20 protein-coding genes are annotated in these 23,143 nt (G+C 61.6%); 6 read left to right on the forward strand and 14 right to left on the reverse strand.

Going from position 1 to position 23,143, the window contains the following annotated elements; genetic code table 11:
- Nucleotides 1-16: 16 nt before the first annotated feature.
- Genes recA through mtaB form a run of 3 tightly spaced genes read right to left on the reverse strand, consistent with a single transcriptional unit; the run spans nt 17 to nt 3,796 of the window.
- Entirely contained in the window at nt 17-1,117 is a 1,101-nt protein-coding gene (gene recA, locus DAAHT2_RS09660; RefSeq protein ID WP_013164106.1) for a recombinase RecA, read from the reverse strand.
- On the reverse strand, nt 1,110-2,384 hold the full coding sequence (locus DAAHT2_RS09665; protein WP_013164107.1) for a CinA family nicotinamide mononucleotide deamidase-related protein: 1,275 nt from the start codon (nt 2,382-2,384) through the stop codon (nt 1,110-1,112). The genes recA and DAAHT2_RS09665 overlap by 8 nt, the downstream gene beginning before the upstream one ends.
- On the reverse strand, nt 2,384-3,796 hold the full coding sequence (mtaB, locus tag DAAHT2_RS09670) for a tRNA (N(6)-L-threonylcarbamoyladenosine(37)-C(2))-methylthiotransferase MtaB (RefSeq protein WP_013164108.1): 1,413 nt from the start codon (nt 3,794-3,796) through the stop codon (nt 2,384-2,386). Before mtaB ends, DAAHT2_RS09665 begins: the two co-directional genes overlap by 1 nt.
- A gap of 330 nt (nt 3,797-4,126) precedes the next feature.
- On the opposite strand from mtaB, the gene DAAHT2_RS09675 reads away from it, so the two are divergent.
- From DAAHT2_RS09675 to DAAHT2_RS09695, 5 genes are all read left to right on the forward strand, one after another.
- Nucleotides 4,127-4,672 carry a choice-of-anchor V domain-containing protein gene (locus DAAHT2_RS09675; RefSeq protein ID WP_041718945.1) on the forward strand — a complete coding sequence of 182 codons (546 nt, stop codon included), beginning with the start codon at nt 4,127-4,129 and terminating at the stop codon, nt 4,670-4,672.
- Nucleotides 4,673-4,756: 84 nt separating this feature from the next.
- Nucleotides 4,757-8,092 (forward strand): molybdopterin oxidoreductase family protein, encoded by a 3,336-nt coding sequence (locus DAAHT2_RS09680; RefSeq protein WP_013164110.1) that lies wholly within the window; start codon nt 4,757-4,759, stop codon nt 8,090-8,092.
- A 161-nt stretch (nt 8,093-8,253) separates the two neighbouring features.
- A complete protein-coding gene (locus DAAHT2_RS13960) occupies nt 8,254-9,030 on the forward strand; it encodes a 4Fe-4S dicluster domain-containing protein (protein ID WP_083774474.1) in 777 nt (258 codons plus the stop codon).
- On the forward strand, nt 9,017-9,868 hold the full coding sequence (locus DAAHT2_RS09690) for a 4Fe-4S binding protein (protein ID WP_013164112.1): 852 nt from the start codon (nt 9,017-9,019) through the stop codon (nt 9,866-9,868). The genes DAAHT2_RS13960 and DAAHT2_RS09690 overlap by 14 nt, the downstream gene beginning before the upstream one ends.
- A 41-nt stretch (nt 9,869-9,909) precedes the next feature.
- On the forward strand, nt 9,910-10,167 hold the full coding sequence (locus tag DAAHT2_RS09695; protein ID WP_013164113.1) for a chaperone NapD: 258 nt from the start codon (nt 9,910-9,912) through the stop codon (nt 10,165-10,167).
- A gap of 3 nt (nt 10,168-10,170) precedes the next feature.
- Here the strand turns inward: DAAHT2_RS09695 and mnmA are convergent, their stop codons facing one another.
- A complete protein-coding gene (gene mnmA / locus DAAHT2_RS09700; protein ID WP_013164114.1) occupies nt 10,171-11,247 on the reverse strand; it encodes a tRNA 2-thiouridine(34) synthase MnmA in 1,077 nt (358 codons plus the stop codon).
- Between the two features lie 110 nt (nt 11,248-11,357).
- On the opposite strand from mnmA, the gene DAAHT2_RS09705 reads away from it, so the two are divergent.
- Complete coding sequence (locus DAAHT2_RS09705; RefSeq protein WP_013164115.1) at nt 11,358-12,668, forward strand: peptidase U32 family protein; 1,311 nt, start codon at nt 11,358-11,360, stop codon at nt 12,666-12,668.
- An 83-nt stretch (nt 12,669-12,751) separates the two neighbouring features.
- Here DAAHT2_RS09705 and yajC read toward each other — a convergent pair whose 3' ends face one another.
- The 10 genes from yajC to DAAHT2_RS09755 form a co-directional block, all read right to left on the reverse strand.
- On the reverse strand, nt 12,752-13,081 hold the full coding sequence (gene yajC, locus DAAHT2_RS09710; protein ID WP_013164116.1) for a preprotein translocase subunit YajC: 330 nt from the start codon (nt 13,079-13,081) through the stop codon (nt 12,752-12,754).
- A 34-nt stretch (nt 13,082-13,115) separates the two neighbouring features.
- Nucleotides 13,116-14,228, reverse strand: a complete 1,113-nt coding sequence (gene tgt, locus DAAHT2_RS09715) for a tRNA guanosine(34) transglycosylase Tgt (RefSeq protein ID WP_013164117.1) — start codon at nt 14,226-14,228, stop codon at nt 13,116-13,118.
- The gene (locus DAAHT2_RS09720) at nt 14,221-15,324 is read right to left on the reverse strand and encodes a M24 family metallopeptidase (protein ID WP_013164118.1); all 1,104 of its coding nucleotides are present in this window, start codon (nt 15,322-15,324) and stop codon (nt 14,221-14,223) included. The genes tgt and DAAHT2_RS09720 overlap by 8 nt, the downstream gene beginning before the upstream one ends.
- Before the next feature lie 9 nt (nt 15,325-15,333).
- Nucleotides 15,334-15,594, reverse strand: a complete 261-nt coding sequence (locus DAAHT2_RS09725) for a hypothetical protein (RefSeq protein ID WP_013164119.1) — start codon at nt 15,592-15,594, stop codon at nt 15,334-15,336.
- A gap of 42 nt (nt 15,595-15,636) precedes the next feature.
- Nucleotides 15,637-16,239: a DUF6657 family protein gene (locus tag DAAHT2_RS09730; RefSeq protein WP_013164120.1), complete on the reverse strand. Its 603-nt coding sequence runs from the start codon at nt 16,237-16,239 to the stop codon at nt 15,637-15,639.
- A gap of 377 nt (nt 16,240-16,616) precedes the next feature.
- On the reverse strand, nt 16,617-18,044 hold the full coding sequence (locus DAAHT2_RS09735) for an NADH-quinone oxidoreductase subunit N (RefSeq protein WP_013164121.1): 1,428 nt from the start codon (nt 18,042-18,044) through the stop codon (nt 16,617-16,619).
- A 19-nt stretch (nt 18,045-18,063) separates the two neighbouring features.
- A complete protein-coding gene (locus DAAHT2_RS09740) occupies nt 18,064-19,590 on the reverse strand; it encodes an NADH-quinone oxidoreductase subunit M (RefSeq protein WP_013164122.1) in 1,527 nt (508 codons plus the stop codon).
- A gap of 18 nt (nt 19,591-19,608) precedes the next feature.
- Nucleotides 19,609-21,393, reverse strand: coding sequence for a Na(+)/H(+) antiporter subunit D (locus tag DAAHT2_RS09745; RefSeq protein WP_013164123.1), 1,785 nt, complete (start codon nt 21,391-21,393; stop codon nt 19,609-19,611).
- A complete protein-coding gene (locus DAAHT2_RS09750; RefSeq protein ID WP_013164124.1) occupies nt 21,383-21,634 on the reverse strand; it encodes a hypothetical protein in 252 nt (83 codons plus the stop codon). Before DAAHT2_RS09750 ends, DAAHT2_RS09745 begins: the two co-directional genes overlap by 11 nt.
- A gap of 12 nt (nt 21,635-21,646) precedes the next feature.
- Nucleotides 21,647-23,134, reverse strand: a complete 1,488-nt coding sequence (locus DAAHT2_RS09755; RefSeq protein WP_013164125.1) for a monovalent cation/H+ antiporter subunit D family protein — start codon at nt 23,132-23,134, stop codon at nt 21,647-21,649.
- Between the last annotated feature and the right edge of the window lie 9 nt (nt 23,135-23,143).

The raw sequence follows: 23,143 nt of genomic DNA on the forward strand, positions 1-23,143 counted from the left end.
CTGTTTTTAATTAGTTTTACTCGCTTTTGGCCGCTTTGCCGGTTTTGGCGGTGGCTCCTTCCTGGCCGGGAGCCTCTTCCGCCGGCATTTCGCGGGACTCGCCGGGCATGGGCAGGCCGAAGCCCAAGCGTACCTTGCGCTCGATTTCATCGGCCAGCTCGGGGTGTTCCCGCAGGTACTGCTTGGAGTTCTCCCGGCCCTGGCCGATGCGCTCGCCGTTATAGGAATACCAGGCGCCGCTCTTGTCGATGATGTTCTGCCCCACCGCCAGATCCAGCAGATCGCCTTCCCGGGAGGAACCCTCGCCGAAGATGATGTCGAATTCGGCCACCTTGAAGGGGGGAGCCACCTTGTTTTTCACCAGCTTGGCCTTGACCCGGTTGCCGATCACCTCTTCCCCATCCTTGATCGCCGTCATGCGGCGGATATCGATGCGCATGGAGCTGTAAAACTTCAAGGCGTTGCCGCCGGTGGTGGTCTCGGGGTTGCCGAACATCACCCCGATCTTCATCCGGATCTGGTTGATGAAGATAATGGCGGTGTTGGTCCGCTGCAGAATCGCCGCCAGTTTGCGCATGGTCTGGGACATCAGCCGGGCCTGCAGGCCCACATGGGTATCCCCGATGTTGCCGTCGATCTCCGCCTTGGGGGTGAGGGCCGCCACCGAGTCCACCACGATGACATCCACCGCCCCGCTGCGGATCAGGATCTCGGCGATCTCCAGGGCCTGCTCGCCATAATCGGGCTGGCTGATCAGCAGGTCGTCGGCATTGACCCCCAGCCGCTCGGCATAGGTGACGTCCAGGGCGTGTTCGGCGTCGATAAAGGCCACCGCGCCTCCCTGCCGCTGGGCCGAGGCGATGATCTGCAGGGCCAGGGTGGTCTTGCCCGAGGATTCCGGCCCATATACCTCGATGATCCGGCCACGGGGGATACCGCCGATGCCGGTGGCGATATCCAGGCTCAAAATGCCGGTGGAGATGGCCGGCACCGCCACCCGCTCGTCGGCTCCCAACCGCATGATGGAGCCTTTGCCGAATTGCTTCTGAATCTGAAAAATGGCGCTGTCCAGGGTTTTGCTTTTGTTGCCCTTGTCGTCCGCTGCCACGTTAGCCATGTTTTTCTCCTGTTGGTCTGCTGTCTTGGGTCGATAAAAGGTAGCGGCGCAGCAGGTCCAGCGCCCGGTGGGCGGTGGCTTCCTGGATCTGGCCGCGTTTGCCGTTGAAGGTAAAAAGTTCGGCCCGGACCCCGCCGGCGGCGGCCAGGCCGATGTAGACGGTACCCACCGGTTTTTCCTCGCTGCCACCGTCAGGACCGGCAATGCCGGTGGCGGACAAAGCGATGTCGGCACCGCTGGCCCGGCGGACACCGGCGGCCATCTCGGTTGCCACCTCGGCGCTTACCGCGCCGTGGGCGGCCAGGGTCTCGCCGGCCACCCCCAACAGCTTTTCCTTCAATAAATTGCTGTAAGCCACCACCCCGCCCAGGAAGTAGGCCGATGAGCCCGGCACCCGGGTAACGGCGGCGGCGATAAGGCCACCGGAGCAGGATTCGGCCACCGCCAGGCGCAAGTTACGCTGCCGGCAGAGTTCCCCCACCACTTCTTCCAGGCTCTCTTCCTCCAGGCCGTAAATATCCTGCCCCAACCGCCGCCTGATTTCGCCATCGAAGTCGGCCAGCAGGGCATCGGCTTCGGCGCCGCTGGCGGCCGAAATGGTCAGGCTTACCTGGACCTCGGGCGAGACCGGATAATAGCCGATTTTGGCCCGCTCGTCACGGGCTTCCAGGTCGGCCAGGCACTGGTTGATTTCCGCCTCGCCGGGGCCGCTTACCCGGTAAACCCGCTGCCGCACCCGGCGGGTGGGCTTGCCGTCCCAGACCGCCAGCCGGGGCAGCACCGCCTCCACCATCAGCTCCCGCATCTCGTGGGGCACCCCGGGGAGGAAAAAGACCGGTTTGCCCTGGTGGACCAGAAAATAGCCCGCACTTTTGGCCTCGCTGTGCAGGGCATGGGCCCCGTCGGGCAGCCAGGCCAGCTTTTCCAGCGAGGCCCGGGCCCGGGGGGAGAGATGTTCGCTATGGGCCTGGATTTTGCGCAAAATTTCCGGATACAGGGTCGCCGGCCGAGCCAGGGCGGCGGAGACCGCCTCGTTGGTCAAATCATCGCTGGTGGTGCCCAAGCCGCCGGTGACAATGACAAAATCAGACCGGGCCAGGGCCTGGAGCAAGTTTTCACTGATCAACTCCAGGTCGTCGCTGATGGTGGTCAGTACCGGTACCTTATAGCCGGCGGCAAACAGCCGGGCAGCGGCAAAGCAACTGGTGGAGTTGAGAATCCGGCCGGTGGTAAGCTCGTCGCCGATGGCAATTATTTCCCCCCGCATCAGGAACCTCCCGCCCCTTTGCCGTTATGCTCATCACCCCCGCCATCATCGCCGACCACCGGCACAGCCTGCACCGCCTCCTCCGCCAGGCCGCTCAGGCGCACCCGGATGACCTGGTTGCCCCTTGCCGCCCCGTCGGGCAGTTGCACCGGAATGTAGTTATCGGTAAAGCCGCGCAGCGCCTTAGCGGCATCCTGGTCGCCGCCCTCCACCAGCACCGGCCGGACAGTGTCCAGATGGCGGCGGTAAAAGGCCTCCCGCTTTTGCCGATCCAGGTTCCGCAGGCGGGCCGCCCGGCGCTGTTTCACCTTCTCCGGCACCTGGTCCGGCAGCTTGGCCGCCGGCGTGCCCGGGCGCGGTGAATAGGGAAAAACATGCAGGTAGCTCACCGGCAACTCCTTCAGCAGGGCCAGGGTGTTGGCAAAGGCCGCGTCATCTTCCCCCGGGAAGCCGGCCAAAACATCTACCCCAATGGCGGCGGCCGGCAACACCTGGGCGCAGCGGTTGACCACGGCGGCAAAATCCTGCCGCCGGTAGGGACGGTTCATGGCCGCCAGAATCCGGTCATCACCACTTTGCAGGGGAATATGCAGATGTGGTTGCAAGGCGGCCTCGGCGGCCACCAACTCCAGCAATTCAGGGCTTACCTCCCGGGGTTCCAGCGAGCTTAAGCGGTAGCGCAGCGGCAACCGCCGGGCCAGCAGCTTTTCCAACAGCCCCACCAGCGGCAGGGTCGGCTGCAAATCCAGACCGTAGTGGCCCAGATGAATCCCGGTGAGCACCACCTCCCGGTAACCCTGCCCGGCGTATATCTCCGCCTGGTCCAGCACCCGCTCCGGGGTTACGCTGCGGCTGGGCCCTCGGCTGATGGGCACGATGCAGTATGAACAGCGCTGGCTGCAGCCATCCTGCACCTTCAACACCGCCCGGGTACGTGACCCCCCCCGACGGACCACCAGGGGCGCCACCTCCCGGCAACCGGCCATGTCGGCCAGGTACATCTCCAGGTCGCAGGGAGAGGCGGCCAGCACCGCTTCGGTGACCAGATTTTTATGGCTATTGCCGACAATACATAAAGGACGGGCGGTGAGTTCCAGCACCTCCTGGGGGGCCACCTGGGCGTAGCAGCCGGTGACCACCAGGCGGCTGCCGCCTCTTTTGGCGGCCCGGCGGATCAACTGGCGGGACTGGGCGCCGGCCTTGGCCGTCACCGCGCAGGTATTGATCACATAAACCTCGGCGGCCTCGCCAAAAGGAACGATCTCCACCTCTTTGCAATCAGCCAGCTCAGACAGAAAAGCGGCGGTCTCATACTGGTTGACCTTGCACCCCAAGGTCGTCACCGCCACCCTTTTTTTACCCTTAACCCCAGATGTAACCATGGTGATGGAAATAACCGTTTCCGGCTCCATTTGCAACGCAAAAGCATGGTCGGCGGCAAAGCTGCGGAGGTGCCTAAGGCAATTTCTACAGCCGGTGGCGGCGACTTTTTCTCGGCATATTTTTTTGTAAATTATTTACCTCGTATTTACACGGCTTGTGGTACAACCAAAGCTAGTAAGACTTCACCTTAATCTGTTAGAAGAACAGGCCTTTTGCATGGTTTTCGCCATAGATCGAGATGTACCGATTGTTGGTTATAAGTCATACCTTCAACGGATCGCCGACAACCGGGAAGCGCCGGTCCCGCGCCGGTGCCGGCCCTACTAAACCCTACTTTATGTTCAAAGGAGAGGAGGTGGATGATGCTTAAAAAAATGTTTTTCCCCTGCACCCTGGTGGCCATGGTGGCCATGGGGGTGGCCCTGCAGGCCCCGCCGCCGGCCCACGGCTTTGCCAACAGCGCCCCCAGTTTTCAGTGTATGAGTTGTCATCCCGGGCCCATGCAGCCCGAGATGGTCAAACTCCGCAACCTGCCTGAGAATTACCGCCCCGGCCAGACTTACACCTTTACCCTTGAACTTGACAGCGCCCTTGAAAGCCTGGGGGAACAGCAAGGCGGTTTCGCGATCCAGGCCTCCGCCGGTGAACTGGTGGCCAAAGACCAGGCCCACACCCAGCTCATTGATGGCATTCTGACCCATACCCTGGAAGGTTCCCATCGCCGCTCCTGGTCTTTTTCCTGGCAGGCTCCGGGGGAAGCTACTGCCTGGTGGCAGTTCTGGCAGCGGCCCGAACCCGGCCCCGATGTCAGCATCACGGTGATGGCGGTGGCCGCCAACGGTGATTATTCCGCCATCGGCGACGAGATCGGCGCAGCCGGTTTCACTTTAAGGTCCAACCGCTAAAAGCAGCCCGGCTGCAACGGTAGCCGGTTGCGCCAAGCCACCACTGTTTGCTCACAACCCGCACTTTATAGAGGGAGAATAATCATGCAGATCAGCAGAAGAAATTTTCTCAGGGCCAGCGCCATTACCGCCGCCGCCACCGCCGCCGGGGTCAAGCTCGACCCCAGCCTGGCCGTGGCCGCCAACTCGGTTAAAACCTTTCCTGTCGGCCAGTGCCGCTACTGCGCCGTGGGTTGCACCATTGTTGCCGACGCCCAGGTGGACGCCGCCGGCAAGGCCAAAAAAATTATCGCCATCAAGGGCGACATGCAAAGTACAGTCAACCGCGGGGTGCTCTGCACCAAAGGCTTTTACCTGCACCGCGCCATGGACTACCAGGGCCGCCCCAAAGGGGCGCTGGTCCGCAAAGAGTGGATCAACCCGGCCACCGGCAAGCCGGACCTGGCCAACTCGCCGCGGGTCCGCGACGGGGTTACCACCAAAGACCCCCGGGGGATTACCCCTTCCGACGTGGACCTGAAAGAAAACTTCGCCCTGGTGCCTTGGGAAGACGCCATCGAGTTTGTCGCCGACGCGGTGGAAAAGACGGTGCGGGAAAACGGCAAGCACAGCGTGGCCTACTACGGCAGTGGCCAGTTGGGCTCGGAAGAGACCCACATCATGAACAAGGCCTTCAAGGGCGGCGGCATGCTGGCCAACAACGCCATCGAGGGTCAGCCCCGGACCTGCATGGCCTCGGCGGTGGTGGGCTACCTTTACACCTTCGGCAAGGACGAGCCCTACGGCTCCTACGACGACCTGGATGTGCCGGACCCCGATTTCAACAAGCACGCCGACACTTTTTTCCTGATTGGCAGCAACACCGCCGAAGCCCACCCTATCCCCTTTAACCGGATCGCGGCGGTAAAGCAGAAAAACCCGGACCAGGTCAAGGTGATCCTGGCCGATCCGCGCAAGACCCGTTCCGGCACCATCGCCGATCTATGGCTGCCCTTTGCCACCGGCCGCGACCTGGCCCTGCTCAACTCCATGGCCTACGTCATCGCCCGCGAGATGGACAACGCCGAGTATGACGTGGAAAAGGGCACGGTGAGCGCCGACTGGAACTACCTTGATCGCAAGTTCATCGAGCGGCACGCCAACTTCGGTATCCATGAAGACGTCAAAAAGACCTGGATCAAGACCGAGTACGGCGGCATCCGCGGCACCGCCCACGACATGAGCCACACCATGGGGCTGAAGCGGGCGGTCTACCCGGACCTGAAGAAGAAATACGGCTCCGAGCGGGAGATCATGGCCGACCTCTACAAGGGTTTTGCCATGTTCCTGGAGTTTCTCTCCGATTACAACCCGGACCAGATCGCCGATATTATCTTCGAGGGTGAATCACCCCTGCTCTATGATCGCGACACCCGCACCTGGAAGAAGATCAGCGGCCCCGAAGCCATTCGGCTGGCCGCCGAGTGGTTTGCCAAGGGTTACACCACCTCGGTCTGGTGCATGGGGGTCAACCAGAAGGTACAGGGCACCTGGACCAACGCCTCGCTGCACATGCTCAACCTGATCACCGGCAAGGCGGTCAAGCCCGGCCGCCACTCCTTCAGCTTCACCGGCCAACCCAACGCCTGCGGCGGCATCCGGGCGCCCGGCGCCCTGTGTCATGCCCTGCCCTATGGCCGGGTGGTGGCCAACCCCATCCACCGGGGCCAGGTGGAAAACCTGTGGAAAGAACGGGCCGCGGCCTACCTCAAGAAACAGGGGGTCTCCGAGTCGGAGATCAAGGCGGAAACCGACAGGATCCAGATTCACCCCATACCCGGGCCGCATACCCAGGAGATGTTCCGCCGCCTGGCCTCCGGCCAGATCAAGGTCCAGTTCGTGGCCTGTGTCAACCCCGGTCAGTCCTTGGCCTATTCCTGGCCTTATCGCAAGGCCATGGGGGCGGCGGCAAAGGGCTCTTCCTGGCCCATAACCGTTACCCTGGAATCCTTCCCAACCGCCACCACCACCATTTCCGACGTGGTGCTGGGGGCCTCAAGCTGGTATGAAAAAGAGTTCATCTTCGGCAACCTGGAGCGTCGCTACCAGGTGATCAAACAGGTGGTCGAACCCGCCGGCGACACAGTGCCCGACCACACCATCTTCGCCTGTCTGGTGCGGCGGCTGGAGGAGAAGGGGCTGGTGCCCAAGGGTCACGTATCCCAGTTCTGGCCGGAAGAGTACGACGGGGCGGACTGGCTCAAAAAGACCATCAGCGCCGCCAAAACCCCCGAGTGGAACCGGCAGTTCTCCAGCAACATCTGGGAGGAAATGCAGGCCCTGTCCGGCGGCACCGGCTACAACTTCACCGGTATGAACCGCGACGTACTGCTGGATCGCAACCACGGCTACCGGATCCCCTTCCCCGCCGACGTCCATACCGACCCGGCGATGAAGGCCCGTTACGACAAGTATGAATCACGGATCCAGTATGCCTACCCCTACGATCCCCTGGTGGAACGGATTACCAATGCCTACCTGGGCAACCAGAAGGCCATCAACCCGGCTTACGGCCGCTGGTTGGAGAAAAACATCAACGCCATGAAGGCGGACCGGGAGTACCAGCGGGCCAACAACGTACCGGAAGGTTGGTTTGCCAGCTTCTATAACTCCAACGCCTTCATTCACGGCTTCCTCGACCATCCCGACGGCCACCGGGTGCCTGGTTTCGACGGGCGGGCGATCATCTGGGCCAACCCCTGGTGGGCCTGCAAGTTCGATGGCAAGAAGTTCGCCAAATACCAGACCGTGGACGTGGTGGAGCGCAAGTTCAACGCCGCCAAGGTCGATGAGTCCAGCGTGGCCCCCTTCGATGTCACCAGCCGTTACACCGTCAAGGTGGTGGGTGACCCCGACCGTGAGGTCACGGCGCTCAAGAGTATTGTCTTCAGCCCGGCCGATATCCAGAACCACAAGGAAGAGTTCATCAAGGACGACGGCTCGCGGCTGGTGATGTACGACACCACCGGTTACGTTTACGGTGCCTGTACCGGCCGGGTGGTGGAACACTGGCATACCGGCAGCATGACCACCCGGGTGGCGGAGCTTTCCCGGGCGGTGCCCAAGGCTTACGTGGAACTCAACGCCGAGCTGGCGACCAAGCTCAACATCCGCGAGGGCGACCCGGTGATCGTCGAATCCCGCCGGGGCAAAGTGGAGTTGCCGGCCAAGGTGCTGGATGTCACACGGGCCACCGGCGGGCCGCGCCACGATTACGTATTTATCCCCTGGTTCGACGAGTTCAAGCTGGTCAACATGATCATGAACGAGCATTTTGACCCGCTGAGCTTCCAGATGGATTACAAGATGTTCTCGGTTAAACTGAGCAAGGGTACCATCCGGGAGCAGACGCAAGCCGTGCCCGGCCCCATTATCGCTTAGGGTAATAGCACCGCAGCACCGCATCTTGCGGCACTGCGGCGCGATTACCCCCTTCTTTGTTGGGTTGTTTTTTATTTTATTGCTCCTCCCTTGGTGGGCGGGAAAAGTTTTTTGGTTGTACTTTTCCCGCCCGCCGTTTTTGGTTGTTATGTGGTGTGATTATGGGTCTTAACAGGCGAACTTTTTTGAAGGTGGTGGCGGCCGCCGGGGCGGCCGGGGTGGCCGGGAGCAGCGGGCTGTTGCTGCGGGAAGATGCCAGGCGGCGGCAAGCGGCGGCGGCCGAGCGGCACCTTAGCCCCCTTCCGGAGATTACCGAAACCGGCCTGGTGCGGCCACCCGGCGCCCTGCCGGATCGGCAGTTTCGCAGTAACTGCAGCGGCTGTGGCGCTTGCCTCAATGTCTGCCACACCATGGGCTACGACGCCATTGCCATGGCCGGACCACGCCACGGCCTCCAGGGCGCAACCCCTTATATCAAAGATATGCGGGATTTTCCCTGCACCCTGTGCATGGAATGCCCGAGTCAATGCCCCACCGGGGCCTTGCAGCCGGTGGAAAAGCCTGAAGTAAAGATGGGAATCGCCCTGATCGACCTCAAGCTCTGCTTCGGCTGGAACGGTGATGTCTGCCTTTCCTGCAGCAAGGCCTGCCCCCTGGGCGCCTCGGTGTTTGATTTCTACTACGGGGCCTGGGGTAACCAGCCCTACATCAACGAGAAATGCGTGGGTTGCGGGCTGTGTGTAAAATACTGCCCCCTGGGCGGCTCGGCGGTGAAGGTGGTGACCACGGAGGTTTATGCCGGTCTCAAGGATGAGTACCTTGCGGAGGTGGAGCAAACGCTGCACGTCTCCGGCGAGGAGCGCTACGAAATGGTTTACGGCCATAATCTGCCGGAGATAATGGCCCGGGGAAGGTTGGTGGAACGTGAATACCGCTAAAGATAACGCCCCCAAAACCCCCGGCCGGGGAATCCCCTGGACTCTGCTGCGGCGCACGGTGATGCTGGCCATCCTGGCCCTGTTCATGCTCCAGTACTTCGAGATCAAGCTGCTGGTGGGCAGCCTTTCCGGCTCCACCCTGCTGGGAAGCATCAAGCTGCTGGATGTCTTTGCCTTTTTCGAGATCTCGGCGGCGGCCAAAGGGATCAGCCTGACCCTGATCACCGCCGTGCTGCCGGTGGCCCTGCTTTACCTGGTGCTGGGCCGGGCCTTCTGCGGCTGGGTCTGCCCCATGGACCTGCTTTTTTCCCTGGTGGACAAGTTGCGCCCCGGCGACCAGCAGGGGCCGGCCAGGCTCCCCCTGCCGCCCAGAGTCGGCTACTGGCTGGCCGGCGGCCTGCTGCTGCTGGCTTTGCTCTTCAGCCTGCCGCTATTCACCAATTACCTGTCGCACCTGACCAATTTTTTCCGGACCATCGCCGGCCTGGTCTTTCTGGCCGGCGACCTGCCGGTGGAGCCGGCGATGATCGCCTGGTCGCTGCTGACCCTGCTGGCCCTGCTGGTGCTGCACTATTTCTACCCCCGGCTCTGGTGCCGGGTACTCTGCCCGGTGGGCAAGACCTACGGCCTGTTCAACCGGCTCAGCCTGCTCAAACTGCGCTTCAACCAAGGCGATTGCGAAGGCTGCGAGTTATGCGAGCACAAATGCTACATGGGGGTTAAAATTGTCCGCAACCTGGACCGGGGCCAACTGCGCGATCCCAACTGCATCTACTGCGGCCGCTGCATCGAGGGTTGCCGCCGGAAGGGCAAACTGATCAGGATGAGTTTAAAATAACCGGCGCTTGCGCCGGTCAATCTCTCGACAAGGAGTAAACCATGCTGGTAGCCAGCGGCTATGTGGAAGTAAACGAAGAGAGTGAGCTGGAACAGGTAAAGGCCACCCTGGAGGCGGATAATATTGAGGTAACCGAGGCCCAGGGGGTAAAAATCGTCTTCCTGATCGAGCGGGACCGGGCCGGAGAGGTCAAAGCGGCCCTGGACGGCCTGAAGGACATCCCCGGGGTGCGTACCGTTTACCTGGCCTACTACAGCCTGGAATGCAGCGACCAGGAGAAGGATGAACTGCTGGCCTAGGCCCTAAGAAAGGATCTCACCGCCGCCCAGGAGTTGGTCTTCCTGGTAGAAGGCGGCGTACTGACCGGGGGCCGGAGCCCGTTGAGGTTGGTCGAAATCAAGGGTGAAGGTGCCGTCGGCGGCGGGGGTCAGCAGGGCCGGGGCCGGGCGGTGGCGGTGCCTTAACTGAACGCTGAAGCGGGCGGGCAACCGGGGCGGGTCGATGAGCCAGTTCAGCGCGCCCAGGCGAATCTGCCGACGCAACAGGTCTTCGGGCTTGCCCACCACCACCCGGTTGCTTTGCGCGTCCAGGGCCACCACGTAGTAGGGGGTGTCGTCGGGAATGCCCAGGCCCCGACGCTGGCCGATGGTATAGCGAAACACCCCGCGATGTCGCCCCACCTCCCGGCCGTCGGTGGTGACAATGAGACCCCCGGCGGGACCCTCGGCCGGCGCCTCTTGCCCAGCGTAAGCGGCCAGGAAATCGGCCACCGTCTGCTCACCCAGGAAACAGACATCCTGGCTTTCCGGGCCGTGGCGGCCGCTCAGGCCCAAAGAGGCGGCGAGTTCATAAACCTCGGTCTTGCGTTTCTCCCCCAGCGGGAAGAGAATGCGGGGCAGCACCTCCCTTTTCAGCCGACAGAGAAAGTAAGACTGGTCCTTGCGGGGATCAAGCCCCCGGCACAGTAAGCGGTCAAGGGGCAGCGCCGGGGTCAGGCGAACATAATGGCCGGTGGCCAGGAAATCGACCCCGCGGGAGAGCATGGCCTCCAGCAGCAGGCCAAACTTGATCTGCCGGTTGCAGAACACGCAGGGGTTGGGGGTCAGCCCGGCCAGATAGGCCGCGACAAAGGGCTGCAAAACCTTTTGCCCGAAGGGCTCGGCCAGATCCAGCACGGTCAGGGGAATACCCAGATGGGCCGCCACCCCCTCGACCCGCCGCTGATGATCCTCGATTCCCGGCTGCGCCAGGCGCATGAAGACCCCTTCCACCTCGGCCCCGGCCTGCAACATCAGGGCGGCGGTAACCGAGCTGTCCACCCCACCGCTCATGGCAACAGCGACACGTTTCTGGTATAAGGAAGTTTTATCCGCCGACATGCCTGCCACTTTACCAGAACCAGCCGGCGGCGGCAAAACATTGCTGCCCCCGGCCAGGGCACTTGTGGCGCCTGGACGGGTGCCGTTAAAACCAGGAGAACCAAGACCCGATGCCGCCAGCCAATGACCCAGCCCAATCGCCTCTCCCCAACCGCTGGCCCGAATTGCTGGCCCCGGCGGGAAATCTGGAAAAGCTGCAGGTGGCCATCCATTACGGGGCCGATGCCGTATATTTGGGCGGCAGCCGCTTCGGCCTGCGGGCCCATGCCGGCAACTTCAGCGACGAGGAACTGCGCACAGCCACCGCCCTGGCCCATGAACACGGGGTCAGGGTCTATGTTACGGTCAACATCTTTGCCCACCAGCAGGACTTTGCCGGCCTGCCGGAGTACCTGGTTTTTTTACGGGAGTTGGGAGTGGATGGGCTGATCATCGCCGACCCCGGTATTCTGGCGGTGGCCCGCCGGACGGTGCCGGAGTTGCCGGTGCACTTAAGCACCCAGGCCAACGTCACCAACCCGGAAAGCGCCGCCTTCTGGGAGGCCTGCGGGGTCAGCCGGATCAATCCGGCCCGGGAACTCTCTTTGGCGGAGATCAAGGGTTTACGGCAACGGGTGCGCGCCGAGTTGGAGATTTTCGTCCATGGGGCGCTTTGTATTTCCTACTCCGGCCGCTGCTTCTTAAGCCTTTATCTCACCGGCCGGGATGCCAACCGGGGCGACTGCGCCCATCCCTGTCGCTACCGCTACCGGCTGCTGGAAGAAAAACGGCCGGGGCAGTTTTTCCCCCTGGAGGAGGACGAACGGGGCAGTTACATCTTCAACGCTAAGGATCTTTGCCTGTTGAACCGCCTGCCGGAGTTGATCCGGACCGGGGCCGACGCCCTGAAGATCGAGGGGCGGATGAAAAGCCTCTTTTACGTGGGCACGGTGGTCCGCCTTTACCGGGCGGCGCTTGATTTCTGGCAGCAACAGGGGTTGGACACCCCCCTGCCGCCGGCCTTTGCCGAGGAGCTGAGCAAGATCGGCGGCCGGGGGCAGAGCGAAAATTTTTTCGAGCAGCAGCCGGAGGCCACCGAGATGCTTTACGACGGCACCACGGCCAATCCCCGCGGGGTGCCGGCGGCGATTGTGCGCAAAGGCGGGCCGGCGCCGCTGGTGGAAGCCCGCAACCCTTTCCAGTGCGGGGATACCATCGAATTTCTCGAGCGGGGGCTCAACAATATCCCTTGCCGGGTCACGGCCATTCATGACCTGGAAGGCCAAGCGCTGGCCCGGGCCAACCCCAACAGTCTGCTGCGTCTTACCCTGGACCGGCCCGGCAATTACTCCCGCCACGGCCTGTTCCGGCGTGTAAGCGATCACGGGGCACCCCGTGACCGCTTACCCCTTGGAAGATCGTCACACAGGGGGTTCCCGTGATCAGTTACTCCGGCATCGATAAGAGGGTACGCGCGGGCGGGTGGTATCCGTACGGTTGTAACCACAACCAAAGGGTAAGATTATCAGCCGCCGGCCGGTCTGGCCATGCCCAGATCCTGGCTGACCGGGCCCATGATGTAGGGCCGGGCTACCTTGACCCTGGTCTTGTCGGCAATCTCCAGGGTGACCACGTTATCGGACAGGCCGGTAATCGTCCCCTGGATGCCGCCGCTGGTGATGACCTCGTCACCGATCTTCATGGCCGCCAAAAACTGCTGGTGTTCCTTGGCTTTTTTCTGCTGGGGCCGAATGAGCAGAAAATAGAAGATAACAAAAATAAGAATCAGGGGGATAAAAGCCCCGAAACCGCCGGCCGCCGGCGCCGCTTCCGCGGCGTGCGCTACGCTTACCATAAAGATTCCTCCAGTAATTTCAGTAATTTTGCTTTCAAGCAGCGTTAGTTGCGTTGTTGAAGTCGCGATAGAACTCCAGAAAACGGTCTTCCTCGATGGCGCGCCGCATGGCGGCCATCAGCCCGGTGTAGTAGCTGAGGTTGTGAATGGTCATCAGCACCGAGGCCATGATCTCCCGCGCCTGGTACAGGTGGCGCAGGTAGGCCCGGGAATAATGGCGGCAGGTATAGCAGCCGCATTCCTCGTCCGGGGGCCTGGGATCATCCTGATAACGAGCGTTTTTTATAACAAGCCTGCCCCGGGAAGTAAAGAGCATTCCGTTTCTGGCGTTGCGAGTGGGCATAACGCAGTCGAACATGTCGATCCCGCGGTAAACCGCCTCCACCAGGTTGCGCGGAGTGCCCACTCCCATCAGGTAGCGGGCCCGGGCGGCGGGCATGGCGGCGGCAGTGGCCTCGCAGATTTCATACATCAGCTCTTCCGGCTCCCCCACGCTCAAGCCGCCGATGGCGTAGCCGTCGAAGCCGATTTCCTGCAGCGCGGCCAGCGACCGCAGGCGCAAATCGTGATACATCCCGCCTTGAATGATCCCGAACAGCAAACGGCCGTCGACCCGCTGGGAAGCCCGACAGCGCGCCGCCCAACGACTGGTCAGCTCGGTGGCTTCTTCGGCCTGCCGGTAATCGGCGGGATAAGGGATACAGGTGTCCAGGCACATCATAATATCCGCACCCAGATCCTCCTGCACCGCCACCGCCGATTCCGGGCTGAGAAACAGCGAGGAACCGTCGATATGAGATTTGAAAGCGGCCCCCTCCTCGGTGATTTTGGCCAGTTGCTGCAGGGAGAAAATTTGAAAGCCGCCGGAATCGGTGAGAATGGGCCCGGACCAGTTCATGAAACGGTGCAGGCCGCCGAACTTTTTAATCAATTCATGGCCGGGCCGCAGGTAAAGATGGTAGGTGTTGCCCAGAATGATTTCGGCCCCCAACTCCCGCACCTGCTCCGGGGTCACCCCTTTAACCGTGGCCTGGGTGCCCACCGGCATGAACACCGGGGTCTGCACCGTGCCGTGCAGGGTGCGCAACTCACCCCGCCGGGCGGCGCATTGGCTGGAAGAACTTAACAGGGTAAAGGGATTAGACATTGAGAAAGGTGGTATCCTGATTGAGAATGCGGCAGCCTTCGGGAGTAACCACCGCCATATTTTCCAGCCGCACCCCACCCCAGCCGGGCAGGTAAACCCCGGGCTCGATGGTAACCACCATGCCGGGGCGCAGTTTTTTCCGGTTACGATAGCTTAAGGTCGGGCCTTCGTGGACGTTGAGCCCCACCCCGTGCCCCAGGCTGTGGTCGAAATAATCGCCATAGCCGGCCCCGGCAATGACCCGGCGGGCCATCTGGTCGACATGGCGCCCGCTGACCCCGGCCCGCAGGGCCTCCTGCCCGGCCAGTTGCGCCCGGCGTACCAGGCGCAGCAGCCCCAGGGTTTTATCGTCGGGCTCCCCCAGAACCACGGTACGGGTCATGTCCGAACAGTAGCCCTCGATCTGCAGGCCCATGTCGATGATTACCGGCTCTCCGGCTTTGATTTTCCTGGCCGTCGGCACCGCATGCGGCTTGGCCCCATTGGGACCGGCGGCAACAATGGTGGGGAAGCTGGGACCCTGAGCGCCGCTGCGGCGCATGGTGTCCTCGATCAGCCAGGCTGTCTCCTGCTCGCTGATGCCGGGGCGCAGTTGGCGGTAGGCCTGGGCAAAAACCTTTTCATTAAGCCGCACCGCCTCTTCGATCAGCTCAAGTTCGGCCGAACTTTTCACCAGGCGCTGTTCTTCCACCAGCTCGGTAAACGCCACCAGTTCCACCCCTTTGTCCGCGGCCAGCTTGGCCAGCCGACCATATACCGAATGCAGCAGGTAGTGGCTTTCAAAGGCCAGCCGGCGGGGCTTGAGGGTGTTAAAGAGGCGGCGCAGCAGCGGGAAGAGCCCCCGGGGGTACACCAGCACCTCGAAATCCGGCGCCTCCTCTTCCGCCTGGAGCCGGTAGCGGCCATCGGTAAGCAGCAAGGGGCGACCCGCGGCGGGGATCAGCAGCACCCCGGAGCTTTCATTGATGCCGTGATCGGTGGCCGTGAAGCCGCTGAGATAGCGCCGGTTTTCCGGCTGGGTCACCAGCATGGCATCCAGCCCGCGCCGCTGCAGGCGGCGGCGCAGCCTGGTTAAACGCTCAGTGGTGAAAGTCATGGGGCGACTTTAGTGGAGAAAATGAACAAAGACCTTCACTCCGTAAGGAAATAATTTGCCGTGCAAGTGCTGCAGGGCCCGGGTGGGGTCGGCCTGGCCGAAGTCGACCTGGTAGCGGAAAGGTTTGTCGAGCTCCTGCAGGTATTCAAACCGATGCCGCCCGTATCTGGCTTCACTCCCCTCGTCGTACCACTTGCGGAAACGCTGTTCCACCTGGGGCAGATCTTCGGGTTTTACCTCATCCACATCCAGCAGGATCTCTACTTCCATGGTCCCACCTCACCGAGAGTTATTTATGTTCCAGGCCGCTTTTCAGGCCCCAAGAAACTGCCGGATCTGCTCTTTGTACTGCTCCAGGGCACGGCCGTACTGGCTGTTCAGTTCATCAAGCACCCGCTGCCATTCCTCCTGGAATTTGGGGTGCTGTTCCGGGCGCAGGTTGGGCGACATCCCGGTCTGAGCGGCAAGCTGACCCTCCAGCCGGGCCATCTCCTGGGCAAACTGCTCGGCCAGTTGCTGGCGCAGTTGCTTCTGATGATTCAGGTACTGCTCCAGCACCTTCTTCAACTCGCCCAGGAAACGCAGCAATTCACCACTGCCCCCGGCCAGCGCGACCATGCCGGCCATGGCCCGTTCCGCCGGGCCAAGCTGTTCCTCGTCCCGGGGCAGGAAAATGTTGCGGGCCAGTGTCTGAAACATCCCCCGCCGCAAAGCCGCTTGCTTTTCCGGCGGTGCGGCGGTCAGGTCGGCGGCCAGGTCAAGCTGTTCACCGTTCAGGTACGCGGCGGCCCGCCGCATCCCCTCCCGAACCAGTTCTTCCTCGGCCAGGCCGGTGTCGGCCCGGTCGGCACCTTTGGCGTCCATGGCCGCCAGCCGCTCCATCACCTTTTCCATGCTGCTTTTAATTTCACTCACTGCGATCTGTCTCCTGGTACCCTATGGCCAGAGTTGCCTTCCGGTCAATTAACCCTGATCCTCGTTGCCGTCATCTGACTTGCATGATACCCCGTTTACCCTTTTGGCTAAAGCAAAAAACGGCCACCCCGCCGCCAAAAAGGCGATCGGGGTGGCCGGAACACTTTAGGTGATTGGTTGTTGCACCGGGGTGGGGGCCGCGACAACCGGTAGCGGCTCATTCTCGGCGGGTTGCCTGCCCGTCCCCAAATCATCTATGGGGGTGGCGTCGGCCTCCTGCACGTCCATGTGCCCGGCCGCCGCCAAACCCGCCGCTACCGGTTGCCGCGGCCCCCGTTCAGGCTTCAAGCGACGTTGGTGTTGCCTCTTTTGGTTTATTAGCCCAAAGAGCGAACCGCCATGGCTGCTGTGTCCAGGGCCATGCCGGGCAGGACGCCCAGGGCGATGATGATCAGCACCAGGGCCACGCCCAGGGTCCGGGTGGGCAGGTTTAGTCCGATGGCCGGTCTTGACTCCGGTTCGGCGGTGTAGACCACCCGCACCACCGACAGGTAGTAGTAGATGGCGATGGCGGTGTTGATCGCCGCCAGGATTACCAGGGCCAGGTGGCCCTGCTGCAGGGCGCTGGTCAGCAGGAAGAACTTGCCCATGAAACCAACAAAGGGCGGGATGCCGGCCAGGGCAAAGAGCCCCACCGCCAGCACCAGGGCCAGCAGCGGTGCCCGCCGATAGAGGCCGCTGAGGTCTTCGATTTTGACATTTTCACCGGCCCGGGAGACATTGCAGATCACCAGGAAGCAGGCCAAGCTCATCACCACGTAACCGGTGGCGTAGTACAGGGCGGCGGCGTAGCCCATCACATCCAGGGTCAAAACCCCCACCAAGATAAAGCCGGCGTGGGCGATGCCGGAAAAGCCCAGCATCCGCTTAATATCGGTCTGCACCAGCGCCGAGAGGTTGCCGTAGAACATGGAAATTACCGCCAGCATGGTCAACAGCGTCACCAGGGTTCCGGTGCCGGCCCCCGGCGCGGCCAGGGTGGAAATTTTGATCAGCATGGCGGCGGCGGCGATCTTGGGCAGGGAGGCGATGAAGGTTGTGGTCTCGTTGGAGGCCCCCTGGTAGACATCGGGTACCCAGAAATGGAAGGGGAAGATGGCCAGCTTGTAGAAAAAGCCCGCCATCACCATCACGATCCCCACCAGCACCGCCGGGTTATCGAGCATCCCGGCCAGCACCGGTACCATTTCCGGCAGATGGGTGGTGCCGCTTAAGGCAAACAGGTAGCTCATGCCAAAGAGCATGATGCCGCTGGCCACCACCCCGAAGATTACGTACTTGACCGCCGCCTCCATTTGGATGCGCAGCCCTTTACGGTCATCCCGCATGGGGACCATCAGGTAGAGGCAGTAGGAGGATAGCTCCAGGGCCATGAACAGGGTCAGCAACTCGGCGCTGCTGACCAGCATCATCAGCCCAACCACCGAACAGAGCATGAAGAGGTAGTATTCCGGCCGCACGCCGTCGGCAATGTCTTTGAGTTCCCGACCGATCACCAGCACCGCCACCAGGCCCAGGGCCAGGATCAGTTTGACCAACTGGGAGAAAAAGTCCATCCGCAGAGCTTCAAAGAAGATGGTGCCCTGCTGCCCAAGGCAGGCCAAGGCCGCAACCGCCGCCACGGCGGCAAAAAGCAGTGCCGTCAGGCGGGCCTTGCGGCCGTCGGCGCCGGCCACACTCAGGTTAAAAAGCACCAGAGCGCCCAGCAGGAGAAATAATTCGGGAAGAAAAAGAAGAATTTTCATACCAATCCTGTTCCGTACTTTACGGTATTAAGCGGGCCAATCCCATGCCCTCGGTCTGGGCCGCCATACCCACCTGCTCCAGCAGATGGGCCACACTGACCTCCATCACCGCCAGGAAGGGGCCGGGCGAGAGGCCGATCCAGAAGACAAAGAGCAACAGAGGAGCCAGGATAACGATTTCCCGGGCGTTCAAGTCCGTCAGCCCGGTGTGCCTGGGGTTGTCGGTGCCGCCCCAGACCACCCGCTGCAGCAGGCGGAACATGTAAGCGGCGGCCAGTACCGCGCCGGGAATGGCAAAAGCGGCGATCAGGATCGAACGCTCGAAACCCCCGGCTAAAATCATGAACTCACCGACAAAGGAGTTGGTGCCAGGGAAGGCCAGGGATGAGAGCGAGAAGAAGCCCAGAAAGATAACATAGATCGGCATCAGCTTGCCGACCCCGGCGTTGAGCACCAACTCCCGGCTGTGGGTCCGCTCATAGAGCATGCCCACGCAGAAGAACAGCGCCCCGGTGGTGATCCCATGGTTGACCATCTGCAAAATCGAGCCCTCGATCCCCTGGGCGTTGAGAACAAAAATCCCCAGGGTGACAAAGCCCATGTGCCCGACACTGGAATAGGCGATCAGCTTCTTCATGTCCTGCTGGGCCAGGGCGGTGAAGCCGCCGTAGAGGATCCCGATAATGGAGAGCCAGAGGATGTAGGGCATGAATATAAAGGTGGCCTCGGGGGTGATGGGCAGGCAGAAACGGAGAAAGCCGTAGGTGCCCATTTTCAGCAGCACCGAAGCCAGGATCACGCTGCCGGCGGTGGGGGCCTCGACGTGGGCGGCCGGCAACCAGGTGTGGAAGGGGAACATGGGTACCTTGATGGCAAAGGCCAGGAAGAAGGCCAAAAAGACCCAGATCTGGAAGGTGGTGGAGAAATGCTGTTCCATCAGCAGCGGAATGCTGAAGGTCTGGGGCTCGGAGGTGAGAAAGAGGGCGATGATGGCCACCAGCAGCAGCACCGAGCCGGCCAGGGTGTAAAGGAAAAACTTGATGGAGGCGTACATTTTGCGCGGCCCGCCCCAGACGGCGATCAGCAGGTACATGGGAATCAGCATCGCTTCCCAGAAGATGTAGAAAAGCACGAAATCAAGGGCCATGAAAACCCCCAGCATGGCGGTTTCCATGAGCAGCAGGCAAAACATGAATTCCTTGACCCGGGTGGTGATATAACGCCAGGAGCCCAGCACACACAGCGGCATGATGATGGTGGTCATCAGCACCAGCAGCAGGCTGATGCCGTCCACCCCCAGGGTGTAATTGATATCCCAGGCGGCGATCCAGCTGCGATGCTCCCCAAACTGGTAGAGGTGGGTGCTGGTGTCGAACATGAAGAAAAGCGGCAGACTGACCAGCGCCGTAGCCACGGTGACAATCAGACTCCAACTGCGGCAGGCATTGTCACCCGGCATGACCAGCAAAACCAGCGCCCCCAGCAGCGGCAAAAACACCAGGGCGCTCAGAATCGGGAACCCTTGGTTGATCAGCAGAAAATCCATAAGTCACTAGTCCTTAGGTCAGTTGGCAAAGACATAGAGGATCAGCAGCACGGCCACAAAGGCAACAGTGGTAAACACGTTGACCTGAATCCGGGCCGCCTGCAGGTGGCGAACCCGGTCGCCGACCCCCCGCACCGTCCGGGCCAGCCCATCCACCACCCCATCAATGGCGTGCCAGTCGAACCAGGACCAGAAACGGGAGACGGTCATCAGAGGATTAAGTCCCCAGGTGTTGTAGGCATTGTTCACTGCGGTATCGGCGCCCTGGATGGGTTTTCTGGCCAGCCACAGAACGATGAGCCCGCCCTTGCGGTAGAGCCAATCCAGATCCAGGGTAATGGTCGGGATGGGCAGCAGCATTTTGCGCATGACATAAAACGCCAGGGCGGTGAAGCCGAGCAGTTGCAAGGTTTCCGCCAGCTGGTAGGCATTGTAGGGTTGATACTCGACCGGGTTGGGCAGCATACCGTAGAGGTAAGGGTAGTAAACCCCGACCAGCACACAGAAAAAGGCGCCCATCCCCATGGCCAGCTGCATGTGCCAGGGCGGATCGGCGGCCCGCTCATAAGTTTCCTGCGAGCAGCGGGACTCGCCGAACCAGATCAGGTAAGGCAGCTTCAGCCCGTTGTAGAGAAAGGTGCCGGCGGAGGCGGCCAGCAGGATGAAGGTGGCCCAGTAGTGCTCGCCGTAAAAGCCCGCCGAGATAATCATCGACTTGCTGACAAAGCCGGAAAAGAGCGGGAAGGCGGCAATGGAGGCACAACCCACCAGGGTAAAGAGCAGGGTCCGGGGCATCTTCTTATACAACCCGCCCAGCTCGGTGAACTTGCTGGTGCCGGTCATGTGCAACACCGAACCCACCCCCATGAACAAAAGGCCCTTGTATAAAATGTGGGCAAAGGCGTGGGCGGCGGCGCCGTTGATGGCCAGGCTGCTGCCGATCCCCACCGCCGCCACCATGTAGCCCACCTGGCTGATGATACTGTAGGCCAGCAGCCGCCGGGCATCGTTTTCCAGCACCGCGTAAATCACCCCCACCACCGCCATGATCACCCCCAGGGGGATCAGGATCTCCATGCCGGCAAACCCTCGGGCCAGGGTATAGACCGCGGTCTTGGTGGTAAAGGCGCACATGAACACCGCCCCCACCACCGAGGCCTCACCATAGGCATCGGGCAGCCAGGAGTGGAGCGGGAAGACGGCGGCGTTGAGCATGAAGCCGATGAGGATCAGCCAGGTGGCAACGGTGGGCTGGCTGATATCGAGTGCGTTAAAGCTCAAATCGCCACCGGTGGCGTGGTAATGCAGGACGATGCCGGCCAGCAGGGCCAGGCCGCCGGCGGTGTGCACCAGCAGGTAGCGGTAACCGGCCCCCAGCGACTGGGCCCGGCCCCGGAACCAGATCAGGAAGGTGGAGGCAAAGGCCATGATCTCCCAGAAGAGAAAGAGCACCAGGAAATCGCCGGCAAAAATAACCCCCAGCGAGCCGGCCACGTAAAACCAGGCGGCCATGTGCTGGTATGGATCCCGGACATGCAGCCCGTAAAGGGTGCCCAGAATGCACATCAGGGCCATGATGTAAGCAAATACCAGGCTTAATGAGTCGACCCGGCCAAAGACCAGTTCCCAGTCGGCAAAGCTGAAGACCCCGTAAACCCCCGGCGTCATGCTCAGCACCGCCCCGAATGACAGGGTCGGGATCAGCAGCAGGAAGGGCACTCGCAGCGCCCCACGGAAGAAAGGCACGGCGCAGGCACCGATGATCAGAATTAAGGCCGGGTGCAGCCAGATATTACTTATCATAATAATCCTCGTCGGTCTGCAGGCCGATCAGACCAATGGTTTTGGCCACCACAATGATCACCACCGCCGCGCCAAACCCGAATAACGACCAGAAGCCCGGCAACAGCTCGGCGGCGGTATAGGCCTTGGTCTTGTCCAGCAGCAAAATATCCCACAGCAGCAACAGCGCCAGCAGGGCCAGAGCAAGCTTGGCCAGCAGGGGCAGGCGGGCACGCAATTTATCGATAATTTCCACAATCATGGCCGGCCTCTCTTACATCAATCCCGCAGTAACCATTTTGACAAACTGCAGCATAAAATCAGGATAAATACCGATAATCACCGAAATGGTGGCGGCAATCACAATGGGAATCACCATGGTCAGCGGCGCTTCCTTGATCCCGGCGGGCAGGGTCTCGCCGGCCGGCGGTTTGCCGAAGAAGGCCTTGTAGGTGATGGGGGCAAAGTAACCGACATTGAGCAGGGTGGAGACCAGCAGCACCAGCACAATGCCCAACTGGGCGGCATCCAGGGAGCCGATCAGCAGGTACCATTTGGTGACAAAGCCGGCCACCGGCGGCGCCCCGATCATGGATAGCGAGGCAATGGCAAAGGCCCCGAAGGTAAAGGGCATCACCCGGCCCAGGCCCCCCATCTCGGAGATATTCTTCTTGTGGGCGGCGACGTAGATCGCCCCGGCGCAGAAGAAGAGAGTGATCTTGGCAAAGGCGTGGTTGGTGATATGGATCAACCCGCCTTCCACCGCCGCCGGGGTCAGCAGGGCCACCCCGAGGATGATGTAGCTGAGCTGGCTGACGGTGGAGTAGGCCAGCCGGGCCTTGAGATTGTCCTTGGTCAGGGCGATGATGGAGGCCGTCAGGATGGTGAAGGAAACAAAGTAGGCGGTGATAATCCCCAGGTTGAGATCATCCATGATGTCGACGCCGAAGACGTAGAGCATCACCCGGGTGGTGCAGAAGACCCCGACCTTGACCACCGCCACCGCGTGCAACAGGGCGGAAACCGGGGTGGGGGCCACCATGGCGCCGGGTAACCAGCCGTGGAACGGCATCACCCCGTTTTTGGCAAAGCCCAGCAGGCAGAAGAAGTAGAGCACCGTAACCAGGGCCGCATTGGCGCCCTCGGGAAGAATGCCGGTGCTGACGTTGTCGGCAAATTCCAGGGTGCCGGTGAGCACATAGATCAGGATCATGGCCGGCAACACCAGCCCCTTGGCGGTGGCGGTCAGGTAAACGATGTACTTCTTGGCTCCTTCATAGCCCTCTTGGTCCTGGTGGTGGGCCACCAGGGGGTAGGTGCCGATACTGACGATCTCGTAGAAGAGATAGAGGGTGAAGAGGTTGTCGGCAAAAGCCACCCCCATGGCTCCGAACAGGGCCAGGGCGAAACAGGTGTTGAACCTGGTCTGGGCATGCTCGTGCAGCCCCCGCATGTAGCCGGCTGAGTAGGAAACCGCCAGAATCCAGAGGAAGGAGGCGGCCAGGGCGAAGATCAGCGAAAAGGCATCCACCCGCAGGGTCACCGAAACCCCGGGCAGGATTTGAAAAATGGGATAAACCAGGGTCTTGCCGGCCAGAATCACCGGCACCATGGAGGCGATGATGGTGAACATCACCACCGCCGCCAGCATGGACCACGATTCCCGGATATTGGGGTTGCGCCCGGAAAGCATCACCAGGATGGCCCCGATCAGGGCGGCCAGCAGAGCCAGCAACGGTTTTGACGAAACAATTGGTTCCATAATCAGGCA

The organism is Desulfurivibrio alkaliphilus AHT 2 (genome assembly GCF_000092205.1).
Taxonomy (GTDB): Bacteria; Desulfobacterota; Desulfobulbia; order Desulfobulbales; family Desulfurivibrionaceae; genus Desulfurivibrio; species Desulfurivibrio alkaliphilus.

Excerpts from the sequence above, each read along its gene's own strand:
- recA (WP_013164106.1), bottom strand. The coding sequence starts at position 1,117 with ATGGCTAACGTGGCAGCGGACGACAAGGGCAACAAAAGCAAAACCCTG.
- DAAHT2_RS09665 (WP_013164107.1), bottom strand. The coding sequence starts at position 2,384 with ATGCGGGGGGAAATAATTGCCATCGGCGACGAGCTTACCACCGGCCGG.
- mtaB (WP_013164108.1), bottom strand. The coding sequence starts at position 3,796 with ATGGAGCCGGAAACGGTTATTTCCATCACCATGGTTACATCTGGGGTT.
- DAAHT2_RS09675 (WP_041718945.1), top strand. The coding sequence starts at position 4,127 with ATGATGCTTAAAAAAATGTTTTTCCCCTGCACCCTGGTGGCCATGGTG.
- DAAHT2_RS09680 (WP_013164110.1), top strand. The coding sequence starts at position 4,757 with ATGCAGATCAGCAGAAGAAATTTTCTCAGGGCCAGCGCCATTACCGCC.
- DAAHT2_RS13960 (WP_083774474.1), top strand. The coding sequence starts at position 8,254 with ATGGGTCTTAACAGGCGAACTTTTTTGAAGGTGGTGGCGGCCGCCGGG.
- DAAHT2_RS09695 (WP_013164113.1), top strand. The coding sequence starts at position 9,910 with ATGCTGGTAGCCAGCGGCTATGTGGAAGTAAACGAAGAGAGTGAGCTG.
- mnmA (WP_013164114.1), bottom strand. The coding sequence starts at position 11,247 with ATGTCGGCGGATAAAACTTCCTTATACCAGAAACGTGTCGCTGTTGCC.
- DAAHT2_RS09705 (WP_013164115.1), top strand. The coding sequence starts at position 11,358 with ATGCCGCCAGCCAATGACCCAGCCCAATCGCCTCTCCCCAACCGCTGG.
- yajC (WP_013164116.1), bottom strand. The coding sequence starts at position 13,081 with ATGGTAAGCGTAGCGCACGCCGCGGAAGCGGCGCCGGCGGCCGGCGGT.
- tgt (WP_013164117.1), bottom strand. The coding sequence starts at position 14,228 with ATGTCTAATCCCTTTACCCTGTTAAGTTCTTCCAGCCAATGCGCCGCC.
- DAAHT2_RS09720 (WP_013164118.1), bottom strand. The coding sequence starts at position 15,324 with ATGACTTTCACCACTGAGCGTTTAACCAGGCTGCGCCGCCGCCTGCAG.
- DAAHT2_RS09725 (WP_013164119.1), bottom strand. The coding sequence starts at position 15,594 with ATGGAAGTAGAGATCCTGCTGGATGTGGATGAGGTAAAACCCGAAGAT.
- DAAHT2_RS09735 (WP_013164121.1), bottom strand. The coding sequence starts at position 18,044 with ATGAAAATTCTTCTTTTTCTTCCCGAATTATTTCTCCTGCTGGGCGCT.
- DAAHT2_RS09740 (WP_013164122.1), bottom strand. The coding sequence starts at position 19,590 with ATGGATTTTCTGCTGATCAACCAAGGGTTCCCGATTCTGAGCGCCCTG.
- DAAHT2_RS09745 (WP_013164123.1), bottom strand. The coding sequence starts at position 21,393 with ATGATAAGTAATATCTGGCTGCACCCGGCCTTAATTCTGATCATCGGT.
- DAAHT2_RS09750 (WP_013164124.1), bottom strand. The coding sequence starts at position 21,634 with ATGATTGTGGAAATTATCGATAAATTGCGTGCCCGCCTGCCCCTGCTG.
- DAAHT2_RS09755 (WP_013164125.1), bottom strand. The coding sequence starts at position 23,134 with ATGGAACCAATTGTTTCGTCAAAACCGTTGCTGGCTCTGCTGGCCGCC.